Raw genomic sequence first — 26,316 nt, 5'->3', positions numbered from 1 at the left:
CCCTTGCTGTTCAGCAAGCGCCAACCGTCGCTGTTGGGCGACACCTGCGTGCCACCGGGTCGCCAACCCGTGTTCAACCAGGCACAGTGACGACACAATTGAGACGGAAGTATTACAACATGCATTGACCCGCCTGGCCGTATGCCGAACGGTGGTCTACTAGTCACTGTCACAATCGGGGCAGACTCGTCCGCATCGCGCGCGGCGGTCTCAAAGAGGGGAAAAAGCACTTGAACGTTCACAAATTCCGCAATGGCCTGCTTGGGTCGACCATGATCGCAGGCCTGACCGTCGCCGCAGCGTCGCTGGCCTTGGCTTCCGCCGCCCAGGCCCAGAGCGCGCCGCAAAGCCAATCGCAGGAAGAAGCGACCACGATTGACGACATCGTGGTGACCGGCTCGCGGATCGCGCGCCAGGACTACGCCTCGACCAGCCCGATCGTGACCGTCAACGCCGAAGACTTTCAGGCGACCGGCTCGGTGACGCTCGATACGCTTATCAACGACCTTCCGCAGTTCGTTCCGTCGATCAACTCGACCTCAAATAACCCGTCCAACGGCGGTCAGGCGAACATCAACCTGCGCGGCCTGGGCACACAGCGCACGCTCGTGCTGATGAACGGACGTCGGGTTATTCCGTCGAACTCTGACGGCACGGTCGACATCAACATCATCCCGACGTCCCTGATCAAGAACGTTGAAGTCATCTCGGGCGGCGCATCGGCCGCCTACGGCTCCGACGCCCTCGCCGGCGTCGCCAACTTCATTCTCAATGACAGCTTCACGGGCGTTCAGATCGACGCCCAATACGGCGTCACCGAGGAAGGCGACGGCGCGACCGAAAGCTACTCCCTCACCCTGGGCGGCGATGTCGCTGACGGTCGAGGCAATGTGGTGCTGTCGCTGGGCCGCTCGACGCGCGAGCAGATCTTCAACCGCGACCGCGCCTTCTCGTCGATTTCCGGGCCGTCCGGTACCTCGCCGCTCGGCAGCACGGTTTTCGATTCCACCAATCTGCCGTCCCTGACACTGGTTCGCTCCTATTTCAGCGACGCGACCCTGACCAACACGGGTGCGTTCGGTTTCAACAACAACAACACCTTGTTCAGCTACGTCAGGACGCGGAACTTCGTCAGCCCCGGCGGCATCGACTATGATGGCTTCGCCAGACCCGGCGTGGGCGACTACGTCTACAACACGGGTCCGCTGAACCTGCTGCAGTTGGGTCTTGACCGCTGGAACGCCTACGCCGGCGGAAATTTTGAGCTAAATGCCGCTGCCGAAGTCTATGGCAGCCTGCTGTTCACGGAGTATGAGTCGGCCAATGAACTGGCGGCCAGCCCGGCGGCCGGCAACGTTCCGGCGACCGGTTTCCGCGTGCCGTCGACCAACCCGTTCATTCCCGCCGACCTGCGCAGCTTCCTGCTCTCGCGCCCCAACCCGACCGGCTCGTTCCTGCTCAACAAGCGCTTCAACGCCCTGGGCGGCCGTCGCGCCACTGAGAACTACAACGTCTATCAGGGCACGGTCGGCGTGCGTGGCGACCTGGTCGGTCTGCGTGACTGGAGCTATGACGCCTACGCCCAGTATGGCCGCGACCTTCGCACCAGCGTGCAGACCGGCAACGTCTCGCGTTCGTCTGTCCAGCGGCTCCTCGACGCACCGGACGGCGGCGCGTCGCTCTGCGCCGGCGGCTTCGATCCCTTCGGTGAAACCGCACTGTCGCCGGCCTGCGTCACCTATATCGGCCGGACGGCCCAGAACGTGACCGAGCAGGAGCAGACGGTCGTGGAAGCCTCGCTTCAGGGCAGCCTGCTGGAGCTTCCGGCCGGTGATCTGCGCTTTGCCGGCGGCATCCAGTACCGTCAGGACACGTTCGCCTTCCGGCCTGACGCCTCCCTCGCCCAGACCAATCCGGTCACGCCTCACCTCGGGGCCGGCGGTCTGGCCGACGGCGGCAACATCGGCGGTTCTGAAATCGCCGGCTTCAACCCCAGCCAACCCCTGCGCGGTGAGACGAATTCGACAGAGTTCTTCCTCGAACTTCTCGTTCCGCTTCTGTCCGACCTGCCGTTCATCCAGCAGCTGGACCTGAACCTGGGCTATCGGACGTCTGACTATTCGACGGTCGGCTGGGTCAGCGCCTACAAGGCGGATGTGGATTGGGAGATCTTCGACAACCTGAGGGCGCGCGGTGGCGTTCAGCGCGCGGTGCGGGCGCCGTCGATCGGTGAACTGTTCGCGCCCGTCAACACCAGCTTCCCCAGCGTCGGCGCCGTGTCGGGCACCGGGCGTTCCGGCGACCCCTGCGACATCCGGTCGAGCTATCGCCTGGGGCCGAACGCCGCTCAGGTCCGTGCGCTTTGCCTGGCGCAGGGCATCTCCGCGGCTGCCATCGACGCCTATGTGTTCACCAACAACCAGGTGCCGGGCATCACGGGCGGAAATCCGAACCTCGAGGAGGAGACTTCGGACTCCTTCACCGCCGGTCTGGTCATCACCTCGCCCTACACCAATCCCTGGATTTCGGGCCTGTCGGCGTCGATCGACTACTACAATATCGAGATCGAGAACGTCATCGGCACCATCGGGGCCTCGGCTCAGCTGCAGGGCTGTTTCAACGCCCAGGGCCAGAACCCCACCTATAGCCCGACCAATGGCTATTGCTCGCTGTTTGACCGTGATCCGCTGTCGGGCAACGTCAACCAGGCGCGTGAAGTGAACGCCAACCTGGCGACGCTGAAGACGTCCGGCGTCGACGCCCAAGTTGACTGGAACTTCGTGCTCGCTGACATCGGCATGCCGGACTGGGGCAACGTCAGCTTCAACCTTGTTCTTGGCTGGCTCGAGAACCGGGAGCGTCAGGACGCGCCGGGCGGTCCGTTCATCAACCGTACGGGCACGATCGACAGCGTCTTCGGCAACACCTTCCCGGAATGGAAGTCGCTGAGTTCTGTGAACTGGAGCATGGGGCGTTACGCCCTGGGTGCCCGTTGGCGGCACGTTGGCGAACTGGATCAGTTCGGCACCGCGGTTCAACTCGATTCCGTCAACTATTTCGACCTTAACGGAAGCGTGGATCTGACCGAGAGCGTCAGCCTCCGGTTCACGGTGAACAACCTGACCAATGAGGATCCGATCGTCTACTCGCCCGGCGTTCAGGCCAACACCGACCCTTCGACCTATGACACCCTGGGTCGTCGCTACTCGGTCGGTCTGACCGCCAAATTCTAGGGCTGGTCTGATAAAACTCTGACGGCGGGGCCTTGGCCCCGCCGTTTTTGTTTCAGGGTCAGTTCGGATACAGGCGGCCGTCGGCGTCTTTCTGGCCTTCCAGGCTGTGCTTGAGGTCGCGCATCTGGTCGTGGCCGTCCTTCACCGTGGTGTAGGCCCTGCGGATGGTCTCGCGGGTCGTGGCCGACACGGCGGAATCCTCCAGGGCGGCCTCGAACTTGCCCTTGATGAAGTCCTCGCCGGTTTCCACCGAGTTCACCACCGCCTGTTCATCGCGCAGCAGGGCGTGTTTGACGTCCAGGAAGGCGCGGTGGGCCTTGGCCAGGATGGTGCCGTCGTCCTCGGGCTCGCCACCCAGGGTGCGGACCGCGCCCTGGAGGTCGGCCGTGACCTGCTGGCGCTCGAAGCTGCGGGCCTCGAACAGGGTCCGGTAGGTCGCCTTGTCGGTTTCCTTGGCGGCCTCGCGGTAGCCGTCGACGCTGTCGATGGTGGTTTCGATCAGGCTGTTCAGAACGTGGATGTCGTGATGGTTGGGGGTGCTCATGGGATTGGCCTCTGCTGTTTCTCGGGGAGAGACAGTCAAAGCGCGGACCGGGCGGAAAAGGTTTCAGCTTCGCCGTTCTACAATTTCGTGCGCAGCGACCAGAGCTCGGGGAAACAGCGGCGCTGCAGGGTCTCGGTCAGATAGGCCACGCCGGCGGTACCGCCGGTGCCGCGGCGGCGCCCGATGATGCGCTCGACCGTGACGACGTGCTTGTGCCGCCAGGTCAGCAGGGCATCGTCCAGGTCTACCAGTTTTTCGGCCAACTGGTAGAAAGGCCACCAGCGGGTCGTGTCGCGATAGACCTCCAGCCATGCGGCTTCCACGCCCTCGGACGGCTCCCACGGTTTGCTGACGTCCCGGTTCAGCACCTCGGCGGGGATCGGCAGGCCGGCGGCGGCCATCTGGGCCAGGGCGTCGTCATAGAGGCTGGGCGCGACGAGGGCAGACTTCAGCGCCGCATGGGCGGCGGGGCGGTCCACGTGAAAGCGCAGGAACCGGTCGTCCTTGAGGCCCATCATATATTCGAAACGGCGGAACTGGTCGCTCTGGAAGCCCGAGGATGACCCGAGAACGCCCCGGAAGCGCAGATAGTCGGCGGGGGTCATGGTGGCCAGGATGTCCCAGCTCATGGTCATGACGGCCTGGATGCGGCTGACGCGGGCCAGGATCTTGTAGGCGGGAACCAGATCGCCGGCGCGGACCAGCGTCTGGGCCAGGGTCACTTCATGCAGAATCTGTTTGAGCCACAGCTCCTTGGTCTGGTGGATGACGACGAACAGCATTTCGTCGTGCTGGTCCGAGATCGGGTGCTGGGCGGCCAAAAGATCGTCCAGCGCCAGGTAGCCGGCGTAGGTGATGTCGGACGGATGGTGGGGCCCGGAGGTGTCGGTCATGAGTGACCTATCGCGCGGGCGAGGTCACGGCTCAAGAGGGGTGCTGAACTGGGGGTCTCAGCGTCCGTCGTCTTCGGCCTGGTCGCGTCCCGGGTCCAGGGAGTTGTCGACGCCCTCGTCCCAGCCCTCGCGGCTCGACTTGAAGGCCAGGCCCATCAGCAGCCAGGCCAGGCTGATCGTGCCGAGAACGCCGAGCGACAGGGCGATCCAGCCGTGAAGCGGCAGGTCGCCCCCGCCGATCACTTTCCAGAACAGGCTGATCAGGCCTGTGCAAACGGCCGAGATCAGGCCGGCGATCAACAGGTTCAGAAGGAAGCGCGACGCCATGGTCAAGACATAGCCTGTGCCGGGCTTGTGGCGGAGCCGAGCACGCCCTCTCCGGTGTGGCGGATCGACACGGTCATGCCGGGGCTGGTCGACAGCGTCATGTGGGCGTCGAGCTGTTTGACCAGGGCCTCGACGATGGCGCCGCCCAGACCGCCGTGCGCCGAGGGAACCGGCGTGTCGGCCCCGATGCCGTTGTCCTGAACGATCAGGGCCCAGGCGTCGCCTGTGCTTTCGTAGCGGACGAGGACCAGGGCGTCGGCACGGTTGGTCGGGAAGGCGTATTTGATGGCGTTGATGACCAGTTCGGTGACGATCAGGCCCATGCTGACCGCCTTGTCCGAGCCGATAAGGCCGTGGTCGGCCTCGACGCGGACCAGCATGGCCTGGGTCTCGCCGATCATCGAGGCGGACAGGCTGTCGCAAAGTTTGGTCAGATAGGGGCCGACCTCGATCTGGTCGACGCCGCCCGAGGCGTGGAGCTGGCTCTGGACCTCGGCGACCGAGAGGACCCGCTGGTGCGCGTCCTTCAGGTGATGACGCGTCTCCTCCGAGGTCACGGCCCGCGCCTTGATCAGCAGGATGCTGGCAATGATCTGCAGACTGTTGGCGACGCGGTGCTGCATCTCCTGCAGCAGCATCTGTTTCTGGCGCAGCAGCTCTTCGGTCCGCTCAAGCAGTTCGGCCTTCTCACGCTCGATGGCGCGGCGAGCGGTGACGTCGGTGAAGGCCAGCAGGATGGTGGTGTTGGCGCTGGTCTCGTAGATCACCTTGCGGGCATTGAGCAGCATGGTGCGGGGGCCGACCCCGGGGAAGTCGTGGTCGACCTCGAATCCGTCCATGGCCGTCTTCTCGGGAATGATGGTCTCAAGAAGCAGGCGCAGGGCGGGGATATTCCACTGGCCGTCGCCCAGATCATAGAGCAGGCAGCCCATGGTGTGTTCGGGATCGACCCTGAAGATATCGTAGAAGGCGCGGCTGGCGGCCAGGACGCGAAGGCGCGCGTCGAGGACGAGCAGGGGTTCGTGGATCGTGTCGACGATCGCCTGGGCGAGCGTCTGGGCGTCCTCAATTCCGGGGATCGGCGTGTTCATGGAAAGCGCGCGGGTCCAGTGGACGCGCGAAACTGCGGCCAACCGAAATTCTGTACGCGCAATATCGGGCGCTGGGGGGAAATACGTCCGGCAAGCCGCTCAGGCCTGCCGGACGGTCGCTGGTCGCCCTAGCGCTGGACCCACTGGCCCTGCGCGTTGCGGTACCACTGGCCCGTGCTGATGCGGGGCAGAAGCTGCGCCTGGAACATCCGGGCGGCGGCGGCCTCGGTTGTCACGCCATCATCCGAAGCCTGGGCGGCGCGGGCGTAGGCCTCACGGCGAGCGGCGTTGGTCGTCTGGACCGCTGCGGTCAGTGCGGCATCCGAGGACGGGACGCGAAAGCCAAGGTAGCCGTCCGACTGTTCGCCGACCGTGCCTTGCGCCTTGGCGGCGTCGATCATGGACTTCTGGGCCGAGGTCTGGGCGAAGGCCGCGCCCGCGGCGACGCCAAGCGCCGCGACGGCCGCGGCGACGACGAAGAACTTGCGGAAAGACATCTGGGTCAACTTTCGCGTCAGAACAGGTTGGGGTTTGCGACGAGGAGGTCCTGAAGCTCCTTGTCGAGACGAATGCGAACATCGGCGTCGAGCTTGGCGTAGATCTGGATCGGGTCGACCTGCAGCCGGACCGTGGGCGTGCAGGCGCTGACCCCGAGGCCGGCCACGAGGCCGATGAGGGCGAGGCGAATACGGGTCCGGGTCATGGTCTGTCGTCTCCGGTCTTGCTGGCAGTGATCTAACGCTCCAGCGGGTGAATGGGTTCTGAACAGTGAAGACGGCGGGATCACGGCGTCACTGGCCCGGGGTCCGGCGTCGGTGCCGGCTGGCCGTTGCGGGCGCGGTTCAGCTCCAGCAGGTCGCCGACGAGCTGGTTCAGGTTCAGCGTGGTGTCCAGCGTCAGGTCGATGCCGGTACCCGACGGGAGGGGCAGTTTGCGCTTGAGGAATTCGCGGCTGATGAAGTCGGCGAGCGGGATGCGCAGCTCCTGACGCTGGGGCGGATCATGGCGACCGCGGATGCGGAACAGGACGCCGATCCGGCCTTGATCCAGACTGTTGACCTCGGCCGAGAGCAGGTCGAACGACAGATTTTCCATCGCCTGATAGGCGAGGTCCTGGATGGTGCCGGGCGGCACGGCCTCGCCGCCGCCGCCGGCCTCGAGCCCGCTCAGCGCCTCGCGGGCGATGGACAGTCGGCCCGGCTGGACCGCGGCCAGCGTCCCGCCGGTGATCCGCACGCCGGTCTCGCGCGTCGAGGTGAACGGCAACCGCCCGGACACCACGGCGTCCAGCGTGACCTTGTCGCCGAACCCCGAACCGGCGAGGACTTCACCCAGCTGGACCTTGTCGAGGACGATAACGCCGGTGATCGGCTGGGCCGGATCGAGCGGGACGGCGAAGGGCTCGAGGCTGATGCGGCCACTCCCCACGGTCAGGTCGCCGCCCTCGATCGTCACCGCCGCCTTGTCGAGACTGAAGGTTACGGCCACGTCGGTCAGGGGGGTGATCGATTCCAGCCGGTCCGCCGTCAGACGCTGGCCAGGCGCGGCGGTCAGGGGGGCGAGGTTGATGAAGTCGACCGTCCCGCGCAGTCCCCTCACGGGGCCGGCCGGGCTGACGAAGTCGAGGCCCGGTATGGTCAGCCGGCCCGAGCTGGTTCCCTCCGCGTCGGGTCGCCAGTCGATCCGCCCCGCGAAACTGACGGACCCGGTCGCCGGCGAGCCGGCGAACGGTCCGGCGAGCGGACTCAGGTCGCCGGGTTGCAGCCCGCCCGCGGCGAAGACGATGGAGGGCGCATCGATCATCACGCCGCCCAGGCCCGTGGCTCCATCGTGGGCCAGTGTCAGTCGTCCGAGTGCGGTGCCGTTGCGGCTGAGGTCGAAGCCGCCGGTCCAGTCCTGACCGGTCAGGCGGGCGGAGCCTTTGGCGGACAGGGGATTGAAGCGCAGTGGCGTCGTGCCGTCCACGACCGAGGCGCTGGCGACACGGGCGTCCAGACCGATGCCCGACGGGCCGCCGGTGGCGGCGAAACCCCCTTGCACGTCGCGGAACCACAGGGCGAGGAAGGGGGCGTCGGCGCTGAAGCCCCGCACCGCGCCGTCCGAACGCCAGCGGCCGTCGGCGATGCTGGCCAATGGGCGATCGGCCGGACATATCTGGCCGGACAGGGCGGTGAGGTCGTTGGCATCGAGTTCCAGCCGCTCGATGCTGACCGGTCCGCAGCCGGCGGCGAAATAGGTGACCCGGCCACCGGACGAGGTCAGCTGGCCGCGGGTCTGTACGGCGATGCCCCGGGCGAGACCGAAGTCGAGGGCGGCGCGACCGTCCAGCGTCGCGGTAAAGCCGGTGGGCGTGAGCCGCCATGCGGGGATGGCGAAGGTGGCGTCCGGCAGGCCTTTGCCGCGGGAGGCGACGAGGCTGAGGGCACCCCCTCCGGCCTGTCCGCGCGCGGCGGCGAAGATCGGGGTCGAGGCGGGGCGCAGCGTCAGAACACCGCCGTTGGCAGGACGCAGGGTCGCGGGCCGGGTCAGCGACACGCGGGTGCCTGACGCGCCGCTGGCCAGGCTGAAGGCCGGTATCTCGACCGCGAAGGCAGAGAGGGCCTGTTTCATGCCGGCGAGTTCCGGCACGTCGTCGCGACCGACCGGGCCGAACAGCGGCCAGCTTCCCCGGGTTGCCGCGAGGGAGGCGGTGGCCGCGATGCGCACGCCCTGCCCTGCCCCCAGATCGACCTGGCCGTCGCCGCGTACGCCGTTCAGGACCATCTCGCCCCAGGCCAGCCGTTCTGCGGACAGCGCCATCGGGCCGGCGGCGTCCACCGTTCCGCCCCGCCCGCCCAGAACCATGTTGGCGGATCGCAGTGTGACGCCGGTGCTGTCAAGGCCGGCACCGGAGGCGCGAGCGGCGGTGACGGTCGCGGGGCCCGCCAGTCGCCAGCCCAGCTCCCCGGCGTCGCGGCGGATGGTGGCCTGCGCCCGGTCCAGGCGAAGGCGGGGGCCCGCCGCCGTCGTCCCGGCGCCGTCGATACGGGCCGCGCGGACGTCGAGGTCTCCGCTGCCATCGATATTGAAGGACTCGATCCAGCCGGCGGTCTGACCGGCGAAGGTCAGGCGGGCATTTGTGTCGCGCGCGGTTGTCCCGCCGGAAGACAGGCGGGCGGCGGTGAAGGCCGCGTTGAGCGCAGCGCGTCCGCCTCCGCGCCGGCCCTTGAGGTCGGGATAGGGCAGGTTGCCGGTGACAATGAGTTTCGCGGTCTGGCTCTGAAGGCCGGGCAGGGTCGCGCTGTCGGCCGCGGCGTCGAGGCGGACGGCAATGCGATCGCCGGTCGTGGTCAGGTCGACGGCGGCCTGCAACCCACGGGCCTCGGCCTGCCCGCTCTTGAAGGCGGTGGCCGGCATGTGCGCGATCAGCCGCATAAGCTTGCCGTTATCAATCCGGGCGTCCCCCAGAATGTTGGCCGGCCCGTAGTCCGTGTCGAGCCGGACGCGCGCGCCTTCAACGATCACCAGCGGGCTGCGGCTGTCAGGGCGCGGCGGTCGCCCGGTGAATTTCTCGACCAAGGGGTCCAGCGAGCCGAGCGTCAGTCTGCCCCCGCGCAGGCTGGCGCGGAGCACGGGACGGACAAGTCGGATGCGGCTGGGGGTCAGGCCGACGCCGCCCTTCGACCAGGGCGCGCCGATCGCATAGTCCACCTCGACCCGCTCGATGGTGACGTCGGGATGGGCGGGGTCACCGATGCGGACCCGGGCCACGATCCCGTCCAGTTCGACGCGTTCCACCTCCATGTCGGCATCGATGCCCTGCTGCTCCAGCCAGCCGGTCAGCACCTGACGCGTTGCGGCGCGACGGTTCAGGTAGAGCAGGGCAACAAGGACCAGCAGGACGGCAAGGACCGCGCCCGCTGCAATGAGCAGGCGGCGACCGCCCGGAGAGGGTCGAGGAACAGGGGAGGCGTCGACGCTCATCGGCGGGTCATACCGGGACGCGAGCCCGTTCGAAATCGGGACTGAACAATGGGTACGACGGCTCCAATACTGAATACGTGTCTCTTGAAGCACATATGAGTGGCGGATCGGCCACCTTGAATGCACCGAGAGTCATGCGGCGATGGATCACACACGTTGCGGACGACTCCTGCTCGCACGGTCACGAATACACTGCTCAACTTGCCCGATCTTCTCTTGGCTCACGCAAGCTTTACCAGCCGCAACGGCTCCGGTTAACGGTCTGTAACGAACCCGCTTCCCATGATGGGACTGACGGGCTATAGGGCCTGTCTCGCGACGGGGGGCAGCTCCGGCGTGTTCCTTGCTTCTAGTGGCTTTGGCGCCGGGTGGCGTCGTTGTTTTTCGGGGACCGATGGCTCAGTTCGATCCACGTCGCCAACCGATGCGTATCGCGCCTCATGCCCTGACGGCTGTGGCGGCGATCTCGGTGGCCCTGCTTGCCGGTCGCGTCTATCAACCCGCGAAAGCGGAAGAGGCTCCGCCTCTGACTCAATTTCAGATTGCGGCCCTGGCGGACCGGGCCTTCGCCGCCGCCGCAACCCCGGCCGGACTGACCACGCCGGAAGCCATTCCGGTCCAGATTCGCCGTGGCGAAACCTTCGAGCAAGCCGTGCGCCGCACCGGCATCGCGCCGGAAGAAGCCTCCGCCGTCGCCGCAACCCTCTCGAACGCCATGGACGTCACGTCGATGCGGGCCGGCCAGAAGTTCGAGACGGCTATTTCGCAGCCGCGCGGCGGTCGGGGCAATCCGCGCCTGATCGGCCTGACGATGCGCACGGGTCCGGCGACCCAGCTGACCGTCTCGCGCAGCTTCGACGGTGCCCTGCGACTGCGGGCGCTGGAAGAGAAGGTCACGCATGAGACGGTGGTCCTGACCGGCAAGGTCGAAGGCTCGCTTTCGCGTGCCGCGCGCCGCGAAGGGGCTCCCGCCGATGTGGCCCGTGCCGCCGGCCGCCTGTTCTCGCACAAGTTCGACATGGACCGGGACATCCGGTCTGATGACCAGTTCACCTACGTCTTCGGTCGCACCATCACCGAAAACGGCCGCACCATCGGCACGGATGGCCTGCTGTACGCCGAACTTAAGGGCGTGGCCTTCTATCGTTTCCGGCCTGATGGTGCGAAGGAAGCCCAGTATTTCGACGCCAGCGGCAAGAACACCCGTTCTGCCTTCATGCGCACGCCGCTGGAGCGGGGCTTCCGCGTTTCGTCGTCATTCGGCTTCCGCCGGCACCCGATTGCCGGTTATCGCAAGATGCACCAGGGCATCGACTTCGCGGCCGGCAGCGGCACGCCGGTTGTGGCCCCCGCGGACGGCGTCGTCGTCGAAGCTCGCCGCTGGGGCGGTTACGGCAACTGGCTGCGCATCCGCCATTCGAACGGGCTGGAAAGCGGTTATGGCCACCTGTCGCGCTATGCGTCCGGTATCCGCGCCGGCCAGCGCGTCCGTCAGGGTGAAGTCGTCGCTTTCGTCGGCACAACGGGTGCTTCGACCGGTCCGCACCTGCACTATGAGATCTGGCGCGGCGGCCAGCGGATCAATCCGGCGGGTGTCCGAACCCAAGAGGGCACGGTCCTGGCCGGTGCCGATCTGGCTGCGTTCAAGGCTGAAAAGGCCCGGATCGACCGTATCCGCGCCGCCGGCGGCGAACGCCGTCCCCAGGTCCAGACCGCACAGTCCGGCCTGCGTCCCGCCCAGGGCTAGTCCCCGCCGACTTCAGCCGGTCGTCCCGGCCGCCGCGATCAGGGCGTCGTCAATGCCGCGCGCGCGGACGGCCGCCTCTCGCTGGAACAGACGCCCGGCATAGACCTTGAACGCCTCACGCTCGGGCAGGGATTTGAACTGCAGGCCCCAGCCGATCTGGCTGCCCAGATAAACGTCCAGCGCGCTGAACCGGTCGCCCAGCAGCCAGGGCCCGCCGCTGTCGGTGACGGCGGTCTCCAGCGCATCGACGACCTGTTCGAAACTGCCGTACCCCGCCATGCCCGCCTTGTCGGCCGGAGCCAGCAGGTTCAGGGATTTTGCCGTCACCGCCGCCTCCAGCGGTCCGGCACCGAAGAACATCCATCGCAGATAGGTCCCGCGTTTCGGGTCGTTGAGCGCGGGTGCCAGCCCGGCCGCGGGCCAGGCGTCGGCCAGCCAGGTGCAGATCGCGGCACATTCGGTCACGGTCACACCCCGGTGGGTGACGGCAGGCACCTTGCCCATCGGATTGACGGCCAGATACTCCGGTGCCTTCATCGTCGTGCCGTAATCCAGAACCACGGTGCGATAGGGTTGGCCGACCTCTTCCAGCATCCATCGCACGATACGGCCGCGCGACATGGGGTTGGTATAGAAGACGATCTCGTCGGATGGCTGGTTCATTCGATCCTCCCTGGCGTTTTGCCGGGGCACGCTAGACCGAAGACAACATGGAACAAAGACGAAACATTCTGAAGGGACTGGTCGCCGGAGCCGCGCTGTGGAGCGCGGGTTCGGGCGCATGGGCGCAGACTCCGTTTCGCTCGTCCCGCATCACCGTGACGACGCGAGGCAGTGGGCCCGACATGGTCCTGATCCCCGGGCTGGCGTCCACGGCCGAGGTATGGAACGGCCTGGCGACCCGGCTGCAACGCCGACGGCGGCTGCATCTGGTCTCGGTCCGCGGTTTCGGCGATCTGGCGGCCCAGGGCAACGCCGACGGCTCGGTCATGCCCGGCGTGGCCAATGAGGTTCGCCGCTACATCTCCGAACAGCGGCTCAACCGTCCCGCCTTGATCGGCCATTCCATGGGTGGACAGGTGAGTATCCGGGTGGCCGCGGACGCGGGCGCGCGGGTCGGGCGGGTGATGGTGGTCGACTCCTCGCCGTTCTTCGCCGCCCTGATCAGCCCGTCGGCAACAGTCGGTGATGTCGAGCCGATCGCCCAGCTGGCCTTCCAGGCGATCCAGTTTCTCGGCGACGAGGCCCTGCGGACCCGTGGCCGGTCGATGGGACTCGAGCTCGGCGGGGCGACCGATGCCGTATTTAGTTCGATGGGTTGGCAAGGGGGAGACCGCCACGTCCTGGCCCAGTCGCTGTATGAAGTGATGACGGTCGATCTGCGCCGCCGCCTGCCCGACATCGTGTCACCCGTGACGGTGGTCTATGGCTGGAGCGCCGACCAGAGTTCGCCGCGCGCCCGGGCCGACAGCCTGTTTCGCGGGGCCTACGCCCGCCTGCGCCGGCCCGCGACATTTGAGCGGATCGAGGGGGCGGAGCATATGGTCATGATCGACCAGCCGCGCCGGTTTCTGGCGGCGGTCGAGCGGTTCCTGGCCTAGCGAAATCGGGCGCGATGGACGCGCTGCATCGAGGCTCGGATTTCGTTCCAGACAGAGTCTGGAACAGATTTTGGGATTGAGGTTGTTTCGACCTGAAACAAAAACAGTCTGGTCCGCGTCGGGCTGAACGTCCGCGTGGGCGGCGTCGGCGGGCTTGTTGAAAAAGAAGGGCTCGGCGCGTTTGTGGCCCATTTTCCCGGGATGAGCGGCCTGGCTCTGGCCGACGCACAGGATGCGCCGCGCTGGAAACCGCGCGAGATGCCCGAGGACCGGCAGGGAGGGGGTGGGGGCGGGATCAAACAGCCATTCGGTTATGAGGCCTGTCCATGCCGGGATGCGACACTTCGCCAGCGCCCGGGAATGGTGCTCCGGGAATGGTGCGATGCGGAACCGCCGCGACGCAGTGGCGTTCCCGCTTTGAATTCTCTATCTAACAGTCAAGCTTGAACATCGGAGCGCGCATCATGGCCACGACCAAGGCGGCACGGACTGCCGTGAAAAACGACCTCAATACGCTGAAGGACGACCTGAAGGTCCTCGGTGCCGAAGAAAAGGCGCGACTGCGCGAGAAGGCGACCGCCGCCGAAGCGCGCGTGCGGGCCAAGGCCGCTGATGCGGAGGCTCGCCTGCGCGAGCAGTCCGAGGTTATGCGCGAGCGGGCCCGCGGCTATTACGACACCGCCCGCGTGCGCGGTCAGGAATACTATGACGAGGCGCAGGAGCGTTTCGACGAAGCCCAGCGCTACATCACCGAGCGGGTGCAGGAACGTCCCGTGCAATCGACTGCCATCGCCCTCGGCGTCGGCGTCGTGCTGGGTCTGCTGCTCGCCGGTCGCCGCCGCTGATGTTCGGCGGGGGGCTGGCCAGGGATCTGGTCAAGAAGGCCGTCGCGGCTTCGGTCGCGGCGGGCGCCGGCCTTGTGGCCGTTCTGGCGCTGGGGGCGACGATTTTCTTTGCCCTGCAGCTGGTCGTCGTGCCGCTGGCGGCCGCAGCGATCACCTTCCTGCTGTTCGCCCTGGTCGCCGTTGTTGTGGCGATGATGTTCGTCGCCCGCAGCGAGGCCGAGGATGAGCTGGAGGAGGACGAGCCGTCCGGCCTCGGCCAACGGGCCTACAGCCTGTTCAAACAGCGTCCGATCCTGGGCACGGTAGCGGCGCTGGCCGGCGGCTGGATCTTCCTGAGGAACCCGGCCCTGGCCACCATGGTCGCGGCCGCATTCACCGAAAAGCCCCACGGTCGCAGCCGCCGCCGCTGAAGCGGAACAGTAGCGGCGTTCCGAACGTTGTTCTTGTGGCGCGGCGGAGGCTGCTCCTGGATCAACCGTTTTGGAAGGAACCGCTGATGCTTCGTTGGGCTCTTATATTTCTCGTGCTCGCGCTGGTCGCCGGCGCGCTCGGTGCCGGTGGCGTGGCCGGCCTGTCGATGAACATCGCCTATGTTCTGTTCGTCGTCTTCATCATCCTGCTGATCGTGCACTTCATCACGGGCAAGGGACGCCGAATTTAGGCCCGCTCTCGCCGGAACAGAAGACAAGAGGCCGTGGTCGCTCAGACCGCGGCCTTTTCCTTTTCCCCGGCGGCGTTCGGATCGGGCGCTGTCGACGTATTACGGGTGTCCTGACGGCGCGGCAGCTTCCATGTCTGGCTGGGCTCCAGCCGCTCTCCGTTCCAGGCGATGGCGGTGACGGTGATGTGGTGTGCGTCCCAGTCGATCTGGTTGAAGCTGGGCGGTGCCCCGCGCTCCCGGTGCGAAAGCGTCCCGCAGCCGATGGCATAGGAACAGTGATCGCCCAGGCTGATCGGCAGGGCGAAGGGCACATGGACGTGGCCGGTGGCGATGATGTCGACGCCGGCCTCGGCGAAGATCAGGGCGGCGGCGTCGCCGCGCTTGACGTCGCCGGTCATGGGCGTGCCGATCATCTCGACCAGCGGATGGTGGCAGGCCAGCACACGCAGCGCGCCCACGGGGGCCTGACGCAGGGCTTCGGCGGCCTTGTGGGTCTGCATCAGATCGATCACGCCCTTGGACCAGTTGGTCCGCGCCTGCCAGCCGCGTGCCGTGACCACGCCGCGCACCATCATGTCAGGGCTCAGGAACTGGTGATCGTGGGCCGGATGGCCGGTGGCCCGCTCGAAGGCTTTCCACGGACTGAACAGACGGGCGAACAGACTCCAGTAGGGCACGTCGTGATTGCCGACGATGACGAAACGCGGGTCGGGCATTGCGTTGATCCAGCGCCCGGCGGCCTCGAACTCGTCAGGAAAACCCTGCTGGGTGATGTCGCCGGTGATCAGGACCAGGTCGGGCCGGATCGTGTGGGCGTATTCGAGGGCTGCGGCGCAGGCGTGCTTGTGTTCGCAGCCGAAATGGATGTCCGAGAACTGAAGGATACGCCCCACTAGACGGCATCCCCAGTCGCGGTCGGGGCAGGGGCCAGCGCCTGGAAGGCCTTGGCGATGAATTTCACCTTCGCCTGGTGTGTCAGCAGGATGGGCTCGCCGTCGATCACGGCGGGAATGCGCGAGCGGCCGTGGATCGTGGCCCGCTGTATCGCCTTGGTGGTCACGGCTGGATCCTGACGCCAGTCATTGAAAACCGCATGGGCCGCAAGCCGAAAAGCCTGGGTCGCATCGGCGGGGTTCATGGCTGCAGCCTCCAGTCCTGTGTTTCCGTCCATCACCCTGGAGATCATCGGGCTGATCAGAACCAGGGCCTCGGCCTTGCGATCGGCCTTGCCGTCGAGCGAGAACCGCATCTTGCCGGAGAAGGCGCGGCGCAGCGCCCTGCGGCCATACATCCAGGCGAGCTTCAGCTTGCCGTCGCGCACGGCCTCGCGCGCCGGGGCCCAAAGGGCGGGCGAGCCCAGAATGGCGGCGCAATAGAAGGCCTTTGTCACCTGCCCGTCGGAAATCTCGCCACCGGCCACACACTGGGGCGCGCCTTGCTCCAGCGCGAGTTTCAGCGCGGCTTTCCAGTCAGCCGTGCCGTACAGCGCCTTGGGCAACATGTTCATGGTGCCGCCCGGCAGGGGTGCGATCAGGGGACCGTCAGGGCCCGCACGGGAGGCGATGGTCCCTGCCGTACCGTCGCCGGCCAGGACGAACAGGACATCAGGCCGAGCGTCGAGGGCTGCCTGGACCTGGGTGTCGAACTGTCCCGAATCCAGCGCGACGACCGAAGCTTCACAGGCGTATTCCGCCAGTATGGCTTCGGCCTCCTGTGCGGCGTTGGGTCCAACGCCGCCAGAGTGCGGATTGACCAGCATGATGATGCGCCCGAGCGTCACGTGGGGCGTGAGCGTGCGCGATTCCACGACCGCGTCGTGGGACGCGGCCGTGGGGTCAACGGTCGGGTTCAAGGCGTCTGTCATGCCGCCCGAACGCCCCGATCAGAGTGATGTTCCGGCGATCTGGCTCCAGGCGGAGCTATTGCTTCTTCAACGAGTCCGAAGCGGCGGCCGCACCGGCCTGGGCGGCGTCGCCGGCCTTTTCAGCGGCGGCCACCGTGGCGTCAGCCGCCTGGTCAGCGGCTTCGGGTGCCTTGCCCTTGACGGTGGCCACAGCCTGGCTGATCCAGCCGTCCATCATGGCTCCACCCTCGGCCAAGGACTTCTCCTTGATGCCAAGCACGGCCGTCAGGACACCGAACAGCGCCAGAAGGGTCACGATGATCCCCACGAGCGGATTGCCGCTGCGACGTTTGGTACGGGCCCACACCGGGCTGTGTTCTGCATCGTCCGCCATGCGGACCGGCTCAGAAAAACGCATACAAGACCCCCGTCTCTACTCATGAAGCATCGGCGCACGCGTCCCGCGCGCCGCCGTCCCAACCTGACACAGGCCGGGTCTTCATGATAGAAGGGGAACCGTCACGCTTATCCAGCGTTCTCACCGCAGGGGCGAACCCAAGGGATGAAGGACATACCCATGAACAAGGCAATCATCGCGATCGCGGCAGCGGGCCTGCTGGCCAGCGCCTGTGCCAGCGACGGCTACGGCGGTACCAATGAGACAGTCCGTCAGGGTGCCATCGGTGCCGGCATCGGCGCTGTCGCCGGAGCGATCATCGGCAATAACGTCGGCGGCGGCAACGCTGGCCGGGGTGCAGCCATTGGTGCTGTCATCGGCGGCACCGCCGGTGCCATCCGTGGCTCGCAACAGGACCGCAACAACCAGCAACGCTACCGCGACAGCTCGAACCGCTACTACTACTGCTACGACGGCCGTCAGGACGAATGTTATTGGGAAAACGGTCAGCGTCGCTACTAGGCGACTGTTTTCGCTTGAATAAAAAGGGCGGTTCGTCGACTGGCGGACCGCCTTTTTCACGGGTGCGGCGACCCGTATTCCAGGGTTCGACGGAGGGGTTCAGAATGAAGCGATCGATTGTGCTGCTGGGGCTGGCGGCGGTGGCCGTGTCGGGCTGTGCCATGACGGGGTTCAAGAACCGGAGCGATCTGGTGGCGGAGCCGTCGGCGTGCACGGCCAAGCGGTTCGAGGTTTATTTCGCGGACAGCGAGGCGCGGCTGACGGAGTCGGCGCGGCAGGCCATCGGCATGACGGCGGCGCAGCTGCAGGGCTGCGAGATCCGCAAGGTCCAGGTCGTCGGCCTGTCTGACGCGCGCGGCGGGGCCGAGGCCAACCAGAGCCTGTCGGAGCGCCGGGCGGTGGCGGTGGCCGAGGCCCTGACGGCGGCGGGCTGGCCCGCACCGGTTTTCGATGTCGATGCCGTGGGTGATACGGGGGCGGTGGCCGACAGCGGCGTGCGCGAACCCATGCGCCGCCGCACCGAGGTGCTGATCGACGCCGCACCGCGCAGTTGAGACGACGCGACGCTGCGAACGATGTTGGCGGGCCAGTGACGGAATGGGGTCGGGACGGCTAAGGTCGCGGCGACCTGCCGTGGAGCCCGCGTGTCCCTGTTCTCCAGAATTCTGATCGCCGTCCTTTGGCTGGCCGCGGGCGCGGCCATGGCGCAACCGGTCCCGGGTCCGCAGCGGACCGAGCGGATCGCGGCCGAACTGGTGCCGATGTCAGCCTGGGCCGCGCCCGGCTCGACGGCCGTGGTGGCGGTCAGACAGAGCATTCAGCCCGGCTGGCACACTTACTGGCGCAATCCGGGCGATTCCGGGGGAGCGACCAGCCTGAGCTGGACGGTGCCGCCCGGCGTCAAACCCGGCGAGATCGTCTGGCCCCTGCCGCAACGCCAGCGCCTGTCGGGGCTGATGAACTATGGCTATGAGGGCGAGGTCTACCTGCCCGTCCCGGTGGAGATTCCGGCGACGGCGAAGGCCGGGGCGGTCCTGCCGCTGACGGTCAAGGCGCTGTTTCTGGTGTGCAGCGCCGAGATGTGTGTGCCGGACGAGCTGACGCTGAGGCTGGACGTTCCGGTGCGCGAGGGCGCGGCACCGCTGGATGCCCGCCATGGGGCGGCGATCACGCGGGTGCTGGAGACGGCACCGCGACCGGCGGGGATCGAGGCGCGGGTCTCGCTCGAAAACGGCGTGCTGGTGCTGAGCGCCGCCGGCGGGCCACTGGCCGGGCGCGATCCGGGTCCGACCTATTTCTTCCCGTTCGAGGGGGGAGTCATCGATCATCCGGTGGCCCAGACCGGCAGCTGGGGCCCACAGGGGCTGACGCTGCGGCTGCAGCCGGGCGGGGCGACGACGGCGGACGGCCTGACCGGCCCGGTGGCCGGCGTGCTGGCCACGGCCCAAGGCGCGTTCGAGATCCGCGCCGAACCGGGCGCGACGCTGGCGGGAACGTCAGGGTCCGGCGCGTTGGCGGCGGCGGCAGACGCCGGCCCGGCGGCCGCATCGACCGACCCGACAAGCCTTGCGGTCTTCGCCCGGGCCCTGCTGTTCGCGATTCTGGGCGGGCTGATCCTGAACCTGATGCCCTGCGTCTTCCCCATTCTGGCGATGAAGGCGGCGGCGCTGGCCGCCTCGGCCCACGACGCCCGGCATGCGCGGCGCGACGGGCTGGCCTTCCTCGCCGGCGTGCTGGCCACCTTCCTGCTGCTGGCGGGCGTGCTGCTGGCGCTGCGGGCGGGCGGCCAGGCGATCGGCTGGGGCTTTCAGCTGCAGTCGCCGCCGGTGACGGCGGGACTGGCCCTGCTGATGCTGGCCGTGGCGCTGAACCTGTCCGGCGTCTTCCATGTCGGCGCGGGCCTGCAGGGGGCCGGGTCCGGGCCGCTGGCCCGTCTGCCGGGCGGGCTGGGGGCTTTCTTCACCGGGGCCCTGGCCGTGGTGGTCGCCGCCCCCTGTACCGCGCCCTTCATGGCCTTCGCTTTGGGGGCGGCCCTGGTGATGCCGTGGCCGATGGCGATGGCGGTCTTCCTCGGCCTGGGTCTGGGTCTGGCCCTGCCCTTTGTGGTGGTCAGCCTGACGCCCGGTCTGCTGACGAAACTGCCGCGGCCGGGTCCGTGGATGGAGCGGCTCAAGGGGCTGCTGGCCTTCCCCATGTATGCGACCGCGCTGTGGCTGGCCTGGGTGTTCAGCCGCCAGACCGGGGCCGAGGCCCTGGGCCTGCTGTTCGTGGCCGGCCTGCTGGTGGCGCTGGGCGCGTGGCTGATCGGGGGCGGTCAGGCCGAGCGGATGGACGGAAGACGGGCCCTGCTGCCGCTGGCGGCAGGGGTCGTGGCCCTGCTGCTGGCGGGCGGCGCGCTGGTGATGGCGGCGCGGGTTCCGGTGTCAGAGGTCGAAGGCACGGCGACGGGGCAGGGCGCGGGCCCGGCGAGCGCGCCCTGGTCGAGCGCGGCGGTCGAGGCGGCGCTGGCCGGGGGGCGGCCGGTGCTGGTCAACTTCACCGCCGACTGGTGCGTGACCTGCAAGATCAATGAGCGGACGTCGCTGACGTCCGCGGGCGTCAAGGCGGCGATGGAGCGGACCCGTGCGGTCTATCTGGTCGGTGACTGGACGCGGCGTGACGACGCCATCAACGCCGAACTGCAGCGTCACGGGCGGTCGGGCGTGCCCCTGTATCTGCTGTACGCGCCGGGCGTCACGGAGCCCCGGGTGTTGCCGCAGCTGCTGACCGAAGGGGTGGTGATCGAGGCTTTGGGGGATGTGGGGGGCTGACGGCCTTCCCTCACCGTGCATCCCCGCGAAGGCGGGGACGCAAGCTTTGGCCTCGCCGCCGGTGTTTGGCTAGGGGTTGGTTCGTTCAGCCAGTCTCGTTGTCGCTCAAACCTGGGTCCCCGCCTTCGCGGGGATGCCCGGATCAGGGATTCACACCTCCGGCTGCGGGGGAGCCGTGATGACTTCGACGTTGTCGTTGAGCAGATAGGCCAGATCTTCCAGGGCGACGCGGCGGGCGGCGGGGGTGGCGGCGGTGGCGACGGCCTCGACCTTTTTGGGCATGTCTTCGGAAATGCCGCGCAGGATGCATTTCAGGTCGCCGTCGGTGCCGCGTTCCTTGAGGATCAGATGGCCCTGCATGTCGCGGGCGGCGAGATCGGCGGCCAGGGCCTTGAAGCCGGTGAAGGCGGGGCTGGCGGCGAAATCGGCCTGGTTCATGACGCCGGAGTCGATCCAGCCCTGGACCACGCCCTTCAGCGCGCCCGAGCGGGTCACGATGTCGGCGAACAGGGGCTCGGCTGCGACCGAGACGGGGGCCGAGGCGGGCGCAGGCGGCTGGGCCGCGGCCAGCGCCACATTGGGGTCGGAGAGAAGCAGGGAAACGACCAGGGCGATGCCGCAGGACATGGGAAACCTCTCGGCGAACTCATTATCTTGGCCGAATCGGAAATCCGGCGTTGAACCGGCTTACGCCACACCCGTAAACGAGGGTTTACCTTCCTGATCCCAGAGTCCCGCCGATGACCGCCCGTTCACAGGCCCTGACCATGCTCCGTGCCGTGGCCCGCAAGGACGCCGGTGGACGCATCGTCCATCAGTTCGCGACCGATCCCGGCCGTATCGATCGCATGGGGGTCGAGGCGGCGGGCCTCTATCTGGACCTGTCGAAACAGTCGTGGAGCGCCGAGGGCTTCGAGGCGGCGCTGGATCTGGCGCGGACCTGCGACATCGAGGGCCGCCGCGACGCCCTGTTCGCCGGCGAGGCCGTCAACAACACCGAGGGCAGGGCCGTGCTGCACCCGGCCCTGCGGGCGGCCGACGGGGCCGGCTTCCACGCCTTGGGCGAGCCGGTGTCGGCCGAGGTCGACGCGGTGCGCGCGGCCATGGCCGCCTTCGCCACCGACATCGGCTCGGGGGCCGAGACGGGCGGGGCCAAACAGCCGTTCACGGCCATCGTCCACATCGGCATCGGCGGCTCCGATCTGGGCCCGCGCCTGCTGTGGGACGCGCTGCGCCCGCTGGAGCCGGTCATCGAGCTGAGGTTCGTGGCCAATATCGATCCGCGCGACATGGGCGAGGCCCTGGCCGGGCTGGACCCCGAGACGACGCTGGTGGTGGTGGTGTCCAAGACCTTCACCACCCAGGAGACCCTGGCCAATGCCGCCCTGGCCAAGGCGTGGCTGGCCGAGAGCGTGTCGCCCAGGCGTCTGGGTAAACATCTGGTCGGGGTGACGGCCGCGCCGGACAAGGCCGAGGCCTGGGGCTGTGGCCGGACCTTCGGGTTCCGCGACTGGGTCGGGGGCCGGTATTCGCTGTGGTCGGCGGTCAGCCTGTCGGTGGCAGTGGCGCTGGGCTGGGACGTGTTCGAACGGGTGCTGGCCGGGGCCCGGGCCATGGACGCCCATTTCCTCGAGGCCTCGCTGGAGGTCAATGCGCCGGTGCTGCTGGCCATGGCCCAGGTGTTCAATGTCGAGGGTCTGGGACGGCCGGCGCGGACGGTGGCCCCCTATGCCCACGGCCTGCGCGGCCTGCCTGCCTTCCTGCAGCAGCTGGAGATGGAGTCCAACGGCAAGCGGGTGAAGCGCGACGGCTCACCGGTCGATACGGCGACCGGGCCGGTGGTTTTCGGCGAGCCCGGCACCAACGGCCAGCATGCCTTCTTCCAGCAGATCCATCAGGGGCCGCAGGTGGTGCCGGCGGAGTTCGTGGTCGTGGGACACACCTCCGAGTCCGAGATGGACGCGCGCCAGGGCGATGCGCCGCTGTGGGCCAACGCCCTGGCCCAGGCCCAGGCCCTGATGGTCGGCCAGACCGAGTCGCAGGCGCGGGCGGACCTGCTGGCGTCGGGTGTGAGCGCTGAAGAGGCGGACCGTCTGGCCCCGCACAAGACCTTCCCCGGCGACCGGCCCTCGACCACCATCCTGATGGACGCCCTGACGCCCGAGGCGGTCGGGGCGCTGCTGGCCCTGTATGAGCACAAGACCTTCGTCGAGGGTGTGATCTGGGACATCAACAGCTTCGACCAGTGGGGCGTGGAGCTGGGCAAGGTGCTGGCCCGGGCCATTCTCGCCGACGTCGCGGCGGGCGAGCCGTCGGCCGAGCTCGATCCGTCGACCAGCGAGCTGATGAAGCGGCTGATGGTGTGAGGCGGGGCGGGAAGCGGACGCGCTTGATGTCCGCTACGGGGGGAAAGCGGACTCCGTTTGTTATATGCGCACGAACGATGTTCCGCAGTTTTTCCGGACTGCCCGAAACTTCTGAAACAGTGCGGCGTTTCCAGGGCGAGGGGTTCGAGCCCCAGGGAAATCGCTGTCTATGGAAAAGAACCTGATCCGGATGGTTTACCGGAGCGACTCCTGCATTTCCCATGATGACGTATCAGGTCTGGACGCAATATTTAAAACGTCGCTCCGCAACAACAAGCGTGACGGCCTCACCGGCGCACTGGCGTTACCTGACGGAAAATTCGTTCAAGTTATCGAAGGTGATAGGCATAATATTGGGCTGCTCATGATGCGCATCCGCGCCGATAGCCGGCATGAGGACGTGACCGTTCTGGGCGAATGGGAGGTTCAGACCCGGCTGTTTAGAGGATGGGCCATGGCTCGACCCGACCCTACGCCATTGAGCGAGCAGTCCTTTCGGATTGTCACCGAGAACGGAAGTGGGGCACAGGTGACGGGAATTCTATTGGACCTGATGAGCAAGGCTGAACATCGGTATGTTGCCCTGGAGGTCTACTAACCTTCGAGACTGCTACGTCGTCGTTCGCCGCCTCAAAGGCCGATCCGTGAAAGTCCCCAAGGTCGCCTTTGGGTCGGGAGCCGACGATGGCATCTGGCCCGATAGCGGACGTTCCCCTGACGCGCAGCAAGTGGTCCGGCGAGGGCACAGGGTGGTGTTCCGCGAAGTCCGGACCGGTCTCCCGGATCGCTGCTGACGCAGCGTCCGGGATAACATTATCTGGCGAACCCGCGCGGGCCTCAGCGCCCGTAGGACATGGGCACGGTCAGGGCGACGTCGCCGGAGGCGGGGACGGTGAATTTGACCTGGTCCCAGGTGGGGGCGGCGCGCAGGGTGTCGCCGTTGACCATGCCCCAGCCCTCGGCCGGCATCGCACCCTCCATCTTCATCTGGCCGTCCCCGTCGGCGTCGTGCAGCGCCGAGAAGGAATAGTCGCCCGGCGTGACATTGCGGAAGGTGACGCGGACCGTGCCGGCCCGGGGGTCGCGCACCCGGTCGCCATAGGCGCCGGCGGGCTGCAGAAACTGGTCCTGCGTCTGCAGGGCGGCGAGCAGGTTTCCGCCGCGGGCCTGGACGCCGGTGAGGGTCACGGTGACGTCACCGGCGAGGGCCGGGCCGGCGAGGCAGGCGGTGGCCAGAACGGCCAGGGACAGGGATTTGAGCATGGGTCTTCTCCTTGGGTGATAACGCCGGGCGGGGTTCCGTCCAACCGTTAGAGTTCTTTATAATGCAAAGTACATTACGTCAAGCGATCCCGGGGCCTCGCCTTGACGGTCCCCCTCGCCAGCCCTATCTGCCCGCCGTTAGCACTCCCGCGCTTCGGCTGCCAAAGCCCGCGGGAGCCCATACAGTCTCAGGGAGAACACACAGATGGCGTTTCGTCCGCTCGGCGACCGCGTGCTCGTGAAGCGCGTGGAAGAAGAATCCAAAACCAAGGGCGGGATCATCATCCCCGACTCGGCCAAGGAAAAGCCCCAGGAAGGCGAAGTCGTCTCGGTCGGCCCCGGCCTCCGCGACGAGAGCGGCAAGGTCAATGCGCTGGAGCTGAAGGCCGGCGATCGCATCCTGTTCGGCAAATGGTCGGGCACCGAGGTTAAGCTGGAAGGCGAAGACCTGATCATCATGAAGGAATCGGACGTCCTGGGCGTGCTGTCGTAAGCACCCGCGTCTGAATTTCTTTTCGAAACAATAGAATTAGGAGCTGCCAGATGGCTGCCAAACAAGTGATGTTCTCCACCGACGCGCGCGAAAAGATGCTGCGCGGCGTCAACGTCCTAGCCAATGCGGTCAAGGTCACCCTCGGTCCCAAGGGCCGCAACGTCGTGATCCAGAAGTCCTTCGGCGCGCCGCGCTCGACCAAGGACGGCGTCTCGGTCGCCAAAGAGATCGAGCTCGAGGATCCCTTCGAGAACATGGGCGCCCAGATGATCCGGGAAGTCGCCTCCAAGACCAATGACAAGGCCGGCGACGGCACCACCACCGCCACCGTCCTGGCCCAGTCGATCGTCCAGGAAGGCCTCAAGGCCGTGGCCGCCGGCATGAACCCGATGGATCTGAAGCGCGGCATCGACAAGGCGGTCACCGCCGTCCTGGCCGACATCAAGGCCTCGAGCCGCAAGGTCTCCGCCAACTCCGAGATCGCCCAGGTTGGCACCATCTCGGCCAACGGCGACCAGGAAGTCGGCGACATGATCGCCAAGGCCATGGAAAAGGTCGGCAACGAAGGCGTCATCACGGTTGAAGAAGCCAAGACCGCCGAAACCGAACTCGACGTCGTCGAAGGCATGCAGTTCGACCGCGGCTACCTGTCGCCCTACTTCATCACCAACGCCGACAAGATGGAGGTTCAACTCGAAGAGCCCCTCATCATGCTGCACGAGAAGAAGCTGTCGTCGCTGCAGTCGATGCTGCCGATCCTGGAAGCCGTGGTCCAGTCGGGTCGCCCCCTCCTGATCATCGCCGAGGACATCGAGGGCGAGGCCCTGGCCACGCTCGTCGTCAACAAGCTGCGTGGCGGCCTGCGCGTCGCCGCCGTCAAGGCCCCGGGCTTCGGCGACCGCCGCAAGTCTATGCTGGAAGACATCGCCGTCCTGACCGGCGGCCAGGTCATCTCGGAAGACCTGGGCATCAAGCTCGAGAACGTCACGATCGACATGCTCGGCAAGGCCAAGAAGGTCACCATCACCAAGGACGACACCACCATCGTGGACGGCGTCGGTGAGAAGGACGCGATCGAGGCCCGCATCGGCCAGATTAAGAAGCAGATCGAGGACACCACCTCGGACTACGACAAGGAAAAGCTGCAGGAACGTCTGGCCAAACTGGCCGGCGGCGTCGCGGTCATCCGCGTCGGCGGCTCGACCGAAGTCGAAGTGAAAGAGAAGAAGGACCGCGTCGACGACGCCCTGAACGCCACGCGTGCAGCCGTTGAAGAAGGCATCGTCCCCGGCGGCGGCATCGCCCTGCTGAAGGCGACCAAGGCGCTGGAAGGTCTGAAAGGCGACAACGCCGACCAGACCGCCGGCATCGCCATCATCCGCCGCGCCATCCAGGCCCCGATCCGTCAGATCGTCGAGAACGCGGGCGTCGAAGGCTCCATCGTCGTCGGCAAGGTGCTGGAAAACGCCTCGGCCACCTACGGCTTCAACGCCCAGACGGAAGAGTATGTCGACATGATCCAGGCCGGCGTCATCGACCCCGCCAAGGTCGTGCGCACGGCTCTTCAGGACGCCGCCTCCGTGGCCGGCATCCTGATCACGACCGAAGCGGCCGTGGCCGACGCGCCCAAGAAGGGCTCTGCCGGCGGTGCCGGTGGCGGCATGGGCGGCGGCATGGGCGGCATGGGCGACATGGACTTCTAGTCCACACTCAGCCC

The 26,316-nt window shown here is 67.2% G+C and carries 26 protein-coding genes; 13 read left to right on the top strand and 13 right to left on the bottom strand.

The genetic code is table 11. The features are described 5' to 3' along the window. Positions 1 to 230: 230 nt before the first annotated feature. Entirely contained in the window at positions 231 to 3,233 is a 3,003-nt protein-coding gene (locus tag ACP7AS_RS02355; protein ID WP_426027214.1) for a TonB-dependent receptor domain-containing protein, read from the top strand. 58 nt (positions 3,234 to 3,291) lie between these two features. Here ACP7AS_RS02355 and ACP7AS_RS02350 read toward each other — a convergent pair whose 3' ends face one another. From ACP7AS_RS02350 to ACP7AS_RS02320, 7 genes are all read right to left on the bottom strand, one after another. After that, complete coding sequence (locus ACP7AS_RS02350; RefSeq protein ID WP_426027213.1) at positions 3,292 to 3,777, bottom strand: PA2169 family four-helix-bundle protein; 486 nt, start codon at positions 3,775 to 3,777, stop codon at positions 3,292 to 3,294. A 77-nt stretch (positions 3,778 to 3,854) separates the two neighbouring features. Then, positions 3,855 to 4,670 carry a tryptophan 2,3-dioxygenase gene (locus ACP7AS_RS02345; RefSeq protein WP_426027212.1) on the bottom strand — a complete coding sequence of 272 codons (816 nt, stop codon included), beginning with the start codon at positions 4,668 to 4,670 and terminating at the stop codon, positions 3,855 to 3,857. A gap of 57 nt (positions 4,671 to 4,727) precedes the next feature. Then, positions 4,728 to 4,997 carry a hypothetical protein gene (locus ACP7AS_RS02340; protein ID WP_426027211.1) on the bottom strand — a complete coding sequence of 90 codons (270 nt, stop codon included), beginning with the start codon at positions 4,995 to 4,997 and terminating at the stop codon, positions 4,728 to 4,730. Between the two features lie 2 nt (positions 4,998 to 4,999). Then, the gene (locus ACP7AS_RS02335) at positions 5,000 to 6,088 is read right to left on the bottom strand and encodes a sensor histidine kinase (protein WP_426027210.1); all 1,089 of its coding nucleotides are present in this window, start codon (positions 6,086 to 6,088) and stop codon (positions 5,000 to 5,002) included. A gap of 128 nt (positions 6,089 to 6,216) precedes the next feature. Further along, on the bottom strand, positions 6,217 to 6,585 hold the full coding sequence (locus tag ACP7AS_RS02330) for a DUF1318 domain-containing protein (protein ID WP_426027494.1): 369 nt from the start codon (positions 6,583 to 6,585) through the stop codon (positions 6,217 to 6,219). 17 nt (positions 6,586 to 6,602) lie between these two features. Beyond that, positions 6,603 to 6,791 carry a YnbE family lipoprotein gene (locus ACP7AS_RS02325; protein WP_426027209.1) on the bottom strand — a complete coding sequence of 63 codons (189 nt, stop codon included), beginning with the start codon at positions 6,789 to 6,791 and terminating at the stop codon, positions 6,603 to 6,605. An 80-nt stretch (positions 6,792 to 6,871) separates the two neighbouring features. Then, entirely contained in the window at positions 6,872 to 10,051 is a 3,180-nt protein-coding gene (locus ACP7AS_RS02320; RefSeq protein WP_426027208.1) for an intermembrane phospholipid transport protein YdbH family protein, read from the bottom strand. Between the two features lie 424 nt (positions 10,052 to 10,475). Between ACP7AS_RS02320 and ACP7AS_RS02315 the strand changes: the two genes are divergently transcribed. Continuing rightward, positions 10,476 to 11,798 carry a peptidoglycan DD-metalloendopeptidase family protein gene (locus ACP7AS_RS02315; protein WP_426027207.1) on the top strand — a complete coding sequence of 441 codons (1,323 nt, stop codon included), beginning with the start codon at positions 10,476 to 10,478 and terminating at the stop codon, positions 11,796 to 11,798. Positions 11,799 to 11,810: 12 nt separating this feature from the next. Here the strand turns inward: ACP7AS_RS02315 and ACP7AS_RS02310 are convergent, their stop codons facing one another. Further along, positions 11,811 to 12,461 carry a glutathione S-transferase family protein gene (locus ACP7AS_RS02310; protein WP_426027206.1) on the bottom strand — a complete coding sequence of 217 codons (651 nt, stop codon included), beginning with the start codon at positions 12,459 to 12,461 and terminating at the stop codon, positions 11,811 to 11,813. 47 nt (positions 12,462 to 12,508) lie between these two features. Here ACP7AS_RS02310 and ACP7AS_RS02305 point away from each other — a divergent pair, with 47 nt between their 5' ends. The 4 genes from ACP7AS_RS02305 to ACP7AS_RS02290 all read left to right on the top strand — a co-directional run bounded on the left by ACP7AS_RS02305 (position 12,509) and on the right by ACP7AS_RS02290 (position 14,905). After that, a complete protein-coding gene (locus ACP7AS_RS02305) occupies positions 12,509 to 13,399 on the top strand; it encodes an alpha/beta fold hydrolase (RefSeq protein ID WP_426027205.1) in 891 nt (296 codons plus the stop codon). A gap of 464 nt (positions 13,400 to 13,863) precedes the next feature. Further along, positions 13,864 to 14,244 carry a glycine zipper domain-containing protein gene (locus ACP7AS_RS02300; RefSeq protein ID WP_426027204.1) on the top strand — a complete coding sequence of 127 codons (381 nt, stop codon included), beginning with the start codon at positions 13,864 to 13,866 and terminating at the stop codon, positions 14,242 to 14,244. After that, positions 14,244 to 14,654 (top strand): hypothetical protein, encoded by a 411-nt coding sequence (locus ACP7AS_RS02295; protein ID WP_426027203.1) that lies wholly within the window; start codon positions 14,244 to 14,246, stop codon positions 14,652 to 14,654. The genes ACP7AS_RS02300 and ACP7AS_RS02295 overlap by 1 nt, the downstream gene beginning before the upstream one ends. 86 nt (positions 14,655 to 14,740) lie before the next feature. Continuing rightward, complete coding sequence (locus ACP7AS_RS02290; protein ID WP_426027202.1) at positions 14,741 to 14,905, top strand: DUF1328 family protein; 165 nt, start codon at positions 14,741 to 14,743, stop codon at positions 14,903 to 14,905. Between the two features lie 41 nt (positions 14,906 to 14,946). On the opposite strand, the gene ACP7AS_RS02285 is transcribed toward ACP7AS_RS02290, so the two are convergent. From ACP7AS_RS02285 to ACP7AS_RS02275, 3 genes are all read right to left on the bottom strand, one after another. Next, a complete protein-coding gene (locus tag ACP7AS_RS02285) occupies positions 14,947 to 15,798 on the bottom strand; it encodes a metallophosphoesterase family protein (RefSeq protein ID WP_426027201.1) in 852 nt (283 codons plus the stop codon). Continuing rightward, positions 15,798 to 16,757, bottom strand: a complete 960-nt coding sequence (locus tag ACP7AS_RS02280; protein ID WP_426027200.1) for a diacylglycerol/lipid kinase family protein — start codon at positions 16,755 to 16,757, stop codon at positions 15,798 to 15,800. The genes ACP7AS_RS02285 and ACP7AS_RS02280 overlap by 1 nt, the downstream gene beginning before the upstream one ends. A 67-nt stretch (positions 16,758 to 16,824) precedes the next feature. Next, a complete protein-coding gene (locus ACP7AS_RS02275; RefSeq protein ID WP_426027199.1) occupies positions 16,825 to 17,166 on the bottom strand; it encodes a hypothetical protein in 342 nt (113 codons plus the stop codon). Between the two features lie 159 nt (positions 17,167 to 17,325). On the opposite strand from ACP7AS_RS02275, the gene ACP7AS_RS02270 reads away from it, so the two are divergent. From ACP7AS_RS02270 to ACP7AS_RS02260, 3 genes are all read left to right on the top strand, one after another. Further along, the gene (locus ACP7AS_RS02270; RefSeq protein ID WP_426027198.1) at positions 17,326 to 17,667 is read left to right on the top strand and encodes a YMGG-like glycine zipper-containing protein; all 342 of its coding nucleotides are present in this window, start codon (positions 17,326 to 17,328) and stop codon (positions 17,665 to 17,667) included. Positions 17,668 to 17,771: 104 nt separating this feature from the next. Further along, positions 17,772 to 18,221 carry an OmpA family protein gene (locus ACP7AS_RS02265; protein ID WP_426027197.1) on the top strand — a complete coding sequence of 150 codons (450 nt, stop codon included), beginning with the start codon at positions 17,772 to 17,774 and terminating at the stop codon, positions 18,219 to 18,221. Between the two features lie 90 nt (positions 18,222 to 18,311). Next, positions 18,312 to 20,477 (top strand): protein-disulfide reductase DsbD family protein, encoded by a 2,166-nt coding sequence (locus ACP7AS_RS02260; protein WP_426027196.1) that lies wholly within the window; start codon positions 18,312 to 18,314, stop codon positions 20,475 to 20,477. Positions 20,478 to 20,627: 150 nt separating this feature from the next. Here ACP7AS_RS02260 and ACP7AS_RS02255 read toward each other — a convergent pair whose 3' ends face one another. Then, a complete protein-coding gene (locus ACP7AS_RS02255; RefSeq protein WP_426027195.1) occupies positions 20,628 to 21,104 on the bottom strand; it encodes a hypothetical protein in 477 nt (158 codons plus the stop codon). Positions 21,105 to 21,217: 113 nt separating this feature from the next. Here ACP7AS_RS02255 and pgi point away from each other — a divergent pair, with 113 nt between their 5' ends. After that, a complete protein-coding gene (gene pgi / locus ACP7AS_RS02250; RefSeq protein WP_426027194.1) occupies positions 21,218 to 22,843 on the top strand; it encodes a glucose-6-phosphate isomerase in 1,626 nt (541 codons plus the stop codon). Positions 22,844 to 23,012: 169 nt separating this feature from the next. Next, positions 23,013 to 23,441, top strand: coding sequence for a BLUF domain-containing protein (locus ACP7AS_RS02245; protein ID WP_426027193.1), 429 nt, complete (start codon positions 23,013 to 23,015; stop codon positions 23,439 to 23,441). Between the two features lie 239 nt (positions 23,442 to 23,680). Here the strand turns inward: ACP7AS_RS02245 and ACP7AS_RS02240 are convergent, their stop codons facing one another. Beyond that, positions 23,681 to 24,106 (bottom strand): DUF2141 domain-containing protein, encoded by a 426-nt coding sequence (locus tag ACP7AS_RS02240; protein ID WP_426027192.1) that lies wholly within the window; start codon positions 24,104 to 24,106, stop codon positions 23,681 to 23,683. A 205-nt stretch (positions 24,107 to 24,311) separates the two neighbouring features. Between ACP7AS_RS02240 and groES the strand changes: the two genes are divergently transcribed. Continuing rightward, positions 24,312 to 24,599, top strand: a complete 288-nt coding sequence (groES, locus tag ACP7AS_RS02235) for a co-chaperone GroES (protein ID WP_426027191.1) — start codon at positions 24,312 to 24,314, stop codon at positions 24,597 to 24,599. A 50-nt stretch (positions 24,600 to 24,649) separates the two neighbouring features. Then, positions 24,650 to 26,302 (top strand): chaperonin GroEL, encoded by a 1,653-nt coding sequence (gene groL / locus ACP7AS_RS02230; protein WP_426027190.1) that lies wholly within the window; start codon positions 24,650 to 24,652, stop codon positions 26,300 to 26,302. Positions 26,303 to 26,316 lie beyond the last annotated feature (14 nt).

This window comes from Brevundimonas sp. TWP2-3-4b2 (genome assembly GCF_049897345.1).
Taxonomy (GTDB): domain Bacteria; phylum Pseudomonadota; class Alphaproteobacteria; order Caulobacterales; family Caulobacteraceae; genus Brevundimonas.
Note: the sequence above shows the minus strand (reverse complement) of the source record. Positions and strands in the feature narration are given on the sequence as shown.

Coding starts and splice junctions, on each gene's coding strand:
- ACP7AS_RS02350 (WP_426027213.1), bottom strand. CDS start 3,777: ATGAGCACCCCCAACCATCACGACATCCACGTTCTGAACAGCCTGATC.
- ACP7AS_RS02305 (WP_426027205.1), top strand. CDS start 12,509: ATGGAACAAAGACGAAACATTCTGAAGGGACTGGTCGCCGGAGCCGCG.
- ACP7AS_RS02265 (WP_426027197.1), top strand. CDS start 17,772: ATGAAGCGATCGATTGTGCTGCTGGGGCTGGCGGCGGTGGCCGTGTCG.
- ACP7AS_RS02290 (WP_426027202.1), top strand. CDS start 14,741: ATGCTTCGTTGGGCTCTTATATTTCTCGTGCTCGCGCTGGTCGCCGGC.
- ACP7AS_RS02325 (WP_426027209.1), bottom strand. CDS start 6,791: ATGACCCGGACCCGTATTCGCCTCGCCCTCATCGGCCTCGTGGCCGGC.
- pgi (WP_426027194.1), top strand. CDS start 21,218: ATGACCGCCCGTTCACAGGCCCTGACCATGCTCCGTGCCGTGGCCCGC.
- ACP7AS_RS02275 (WP_426027199.1), bottom strand. CDS start 17,166: ATGCGTTTTTCTGAGCCGGTCCGCATGGCGGACGATGCAGAACACAGC.
- groL (WP_426027190.1), top strand. CDS start 24,650: ATGGCTGCCAAACAAGTGATGTTCTCCACCGACGCGCGCGAAAAGATG.
- ACP7AS_RS02300 (WP_426027204.1), top strand. CDS start 13,864: ATGGCCACGACCAAGGCGGCACGGACTGCCGTGAAAAACGACCTCAAT.
- ACP7AS_RS02310 (WP_426027206.1), bottom strand. CDS start 12,461: ATGAACCAGCCATCCGACGAGATCGTCTTCTATACCAACCCCATGTCG.
- ACP7AS_RS02335 (WP_426027210.1), bottom strand. CDS start 6,088: ATGAACACGCCGATCCCCGGAATTGAGGACGCCCAGACGCTCGCCCAG.
- ACP7AS_RS02330 (WP_426027494.1), bottom strand. CDS start 6,585: ATGTCTTTCCGCAAGTTCTTCGTCGTCGCCGCGGCCGTCGCGGCGCTT.
- ACP7AS_RS02255 (WP_426027195.1), bottom strand. CDS start 21,104: ATGTCCTGCGGCATCGCCCTGGTCGTTTCCCTGCTTCTCTCCGACCCC.
- ACP7AS_RS02245 (WP_426027193.1), top strand. CDS start 23,013: ATGGAAAAGAACCTGATCCGGATGGTTTACCGGAGCGACTCCTGCATT.
- ACP7AS_RS02315 (WP_426027207.1), top strand. CDS start 10,476: ATGCGTATCGCGCCTCATGCCCTGACGGCTGTGGCGGCGATCTCGGTG.
- ACP7AS_RS02320 (WP_426027208.1), bottom strand. CDS start 10,051: ATGAGCGTCGACGCCTCCCCTGTTCCTCGACCCTCTCCGGGCGGTCGC.
- ACP7AS_RS02295 (WP_426027203.1), top strand. CDS start 14,244: ATGTTCGGCGGGGGGCTGGCCAGGGATCTGGTCAAGAAGGCCGTCGCG.
- ACP7AS_RS02345 (WP_426027212.1), bottom strand. CDS start 4,670: ATGACCGACACCTCCGGGCCCCACCATCCGTCCGACATCACCTACGCC.
- groES (WP_426027191.1), top strand. CDS start 24,312: ATGGCGTTTCGTCCGCTCGGCGACCGCGTGCTCGTGAAGCGCGTGGAA.
- ACP7AS_RS02240 (WP_426027192.1), bottom strand. CDS start 24,106: ATGCTCAAATCCCTGTCCCTGGCCGTTCTGGCCACCGCCTGCCTCGCC.
- ACP7AS_RS02340 (WP_426027211.1), bottom strand. CDS start 4,997: ATGGCGTCGCGCTTCCTTCTGAACCTGTTGATCGCCGGCCTGATCTCG.
- ACP7AS_RS02270 (WP_426027198.1), top strand. CDS start 17,326: ATGAACAAGGCAATCATCGCGATCGCGGCAGCGGGCCTGCTGGCCAGC.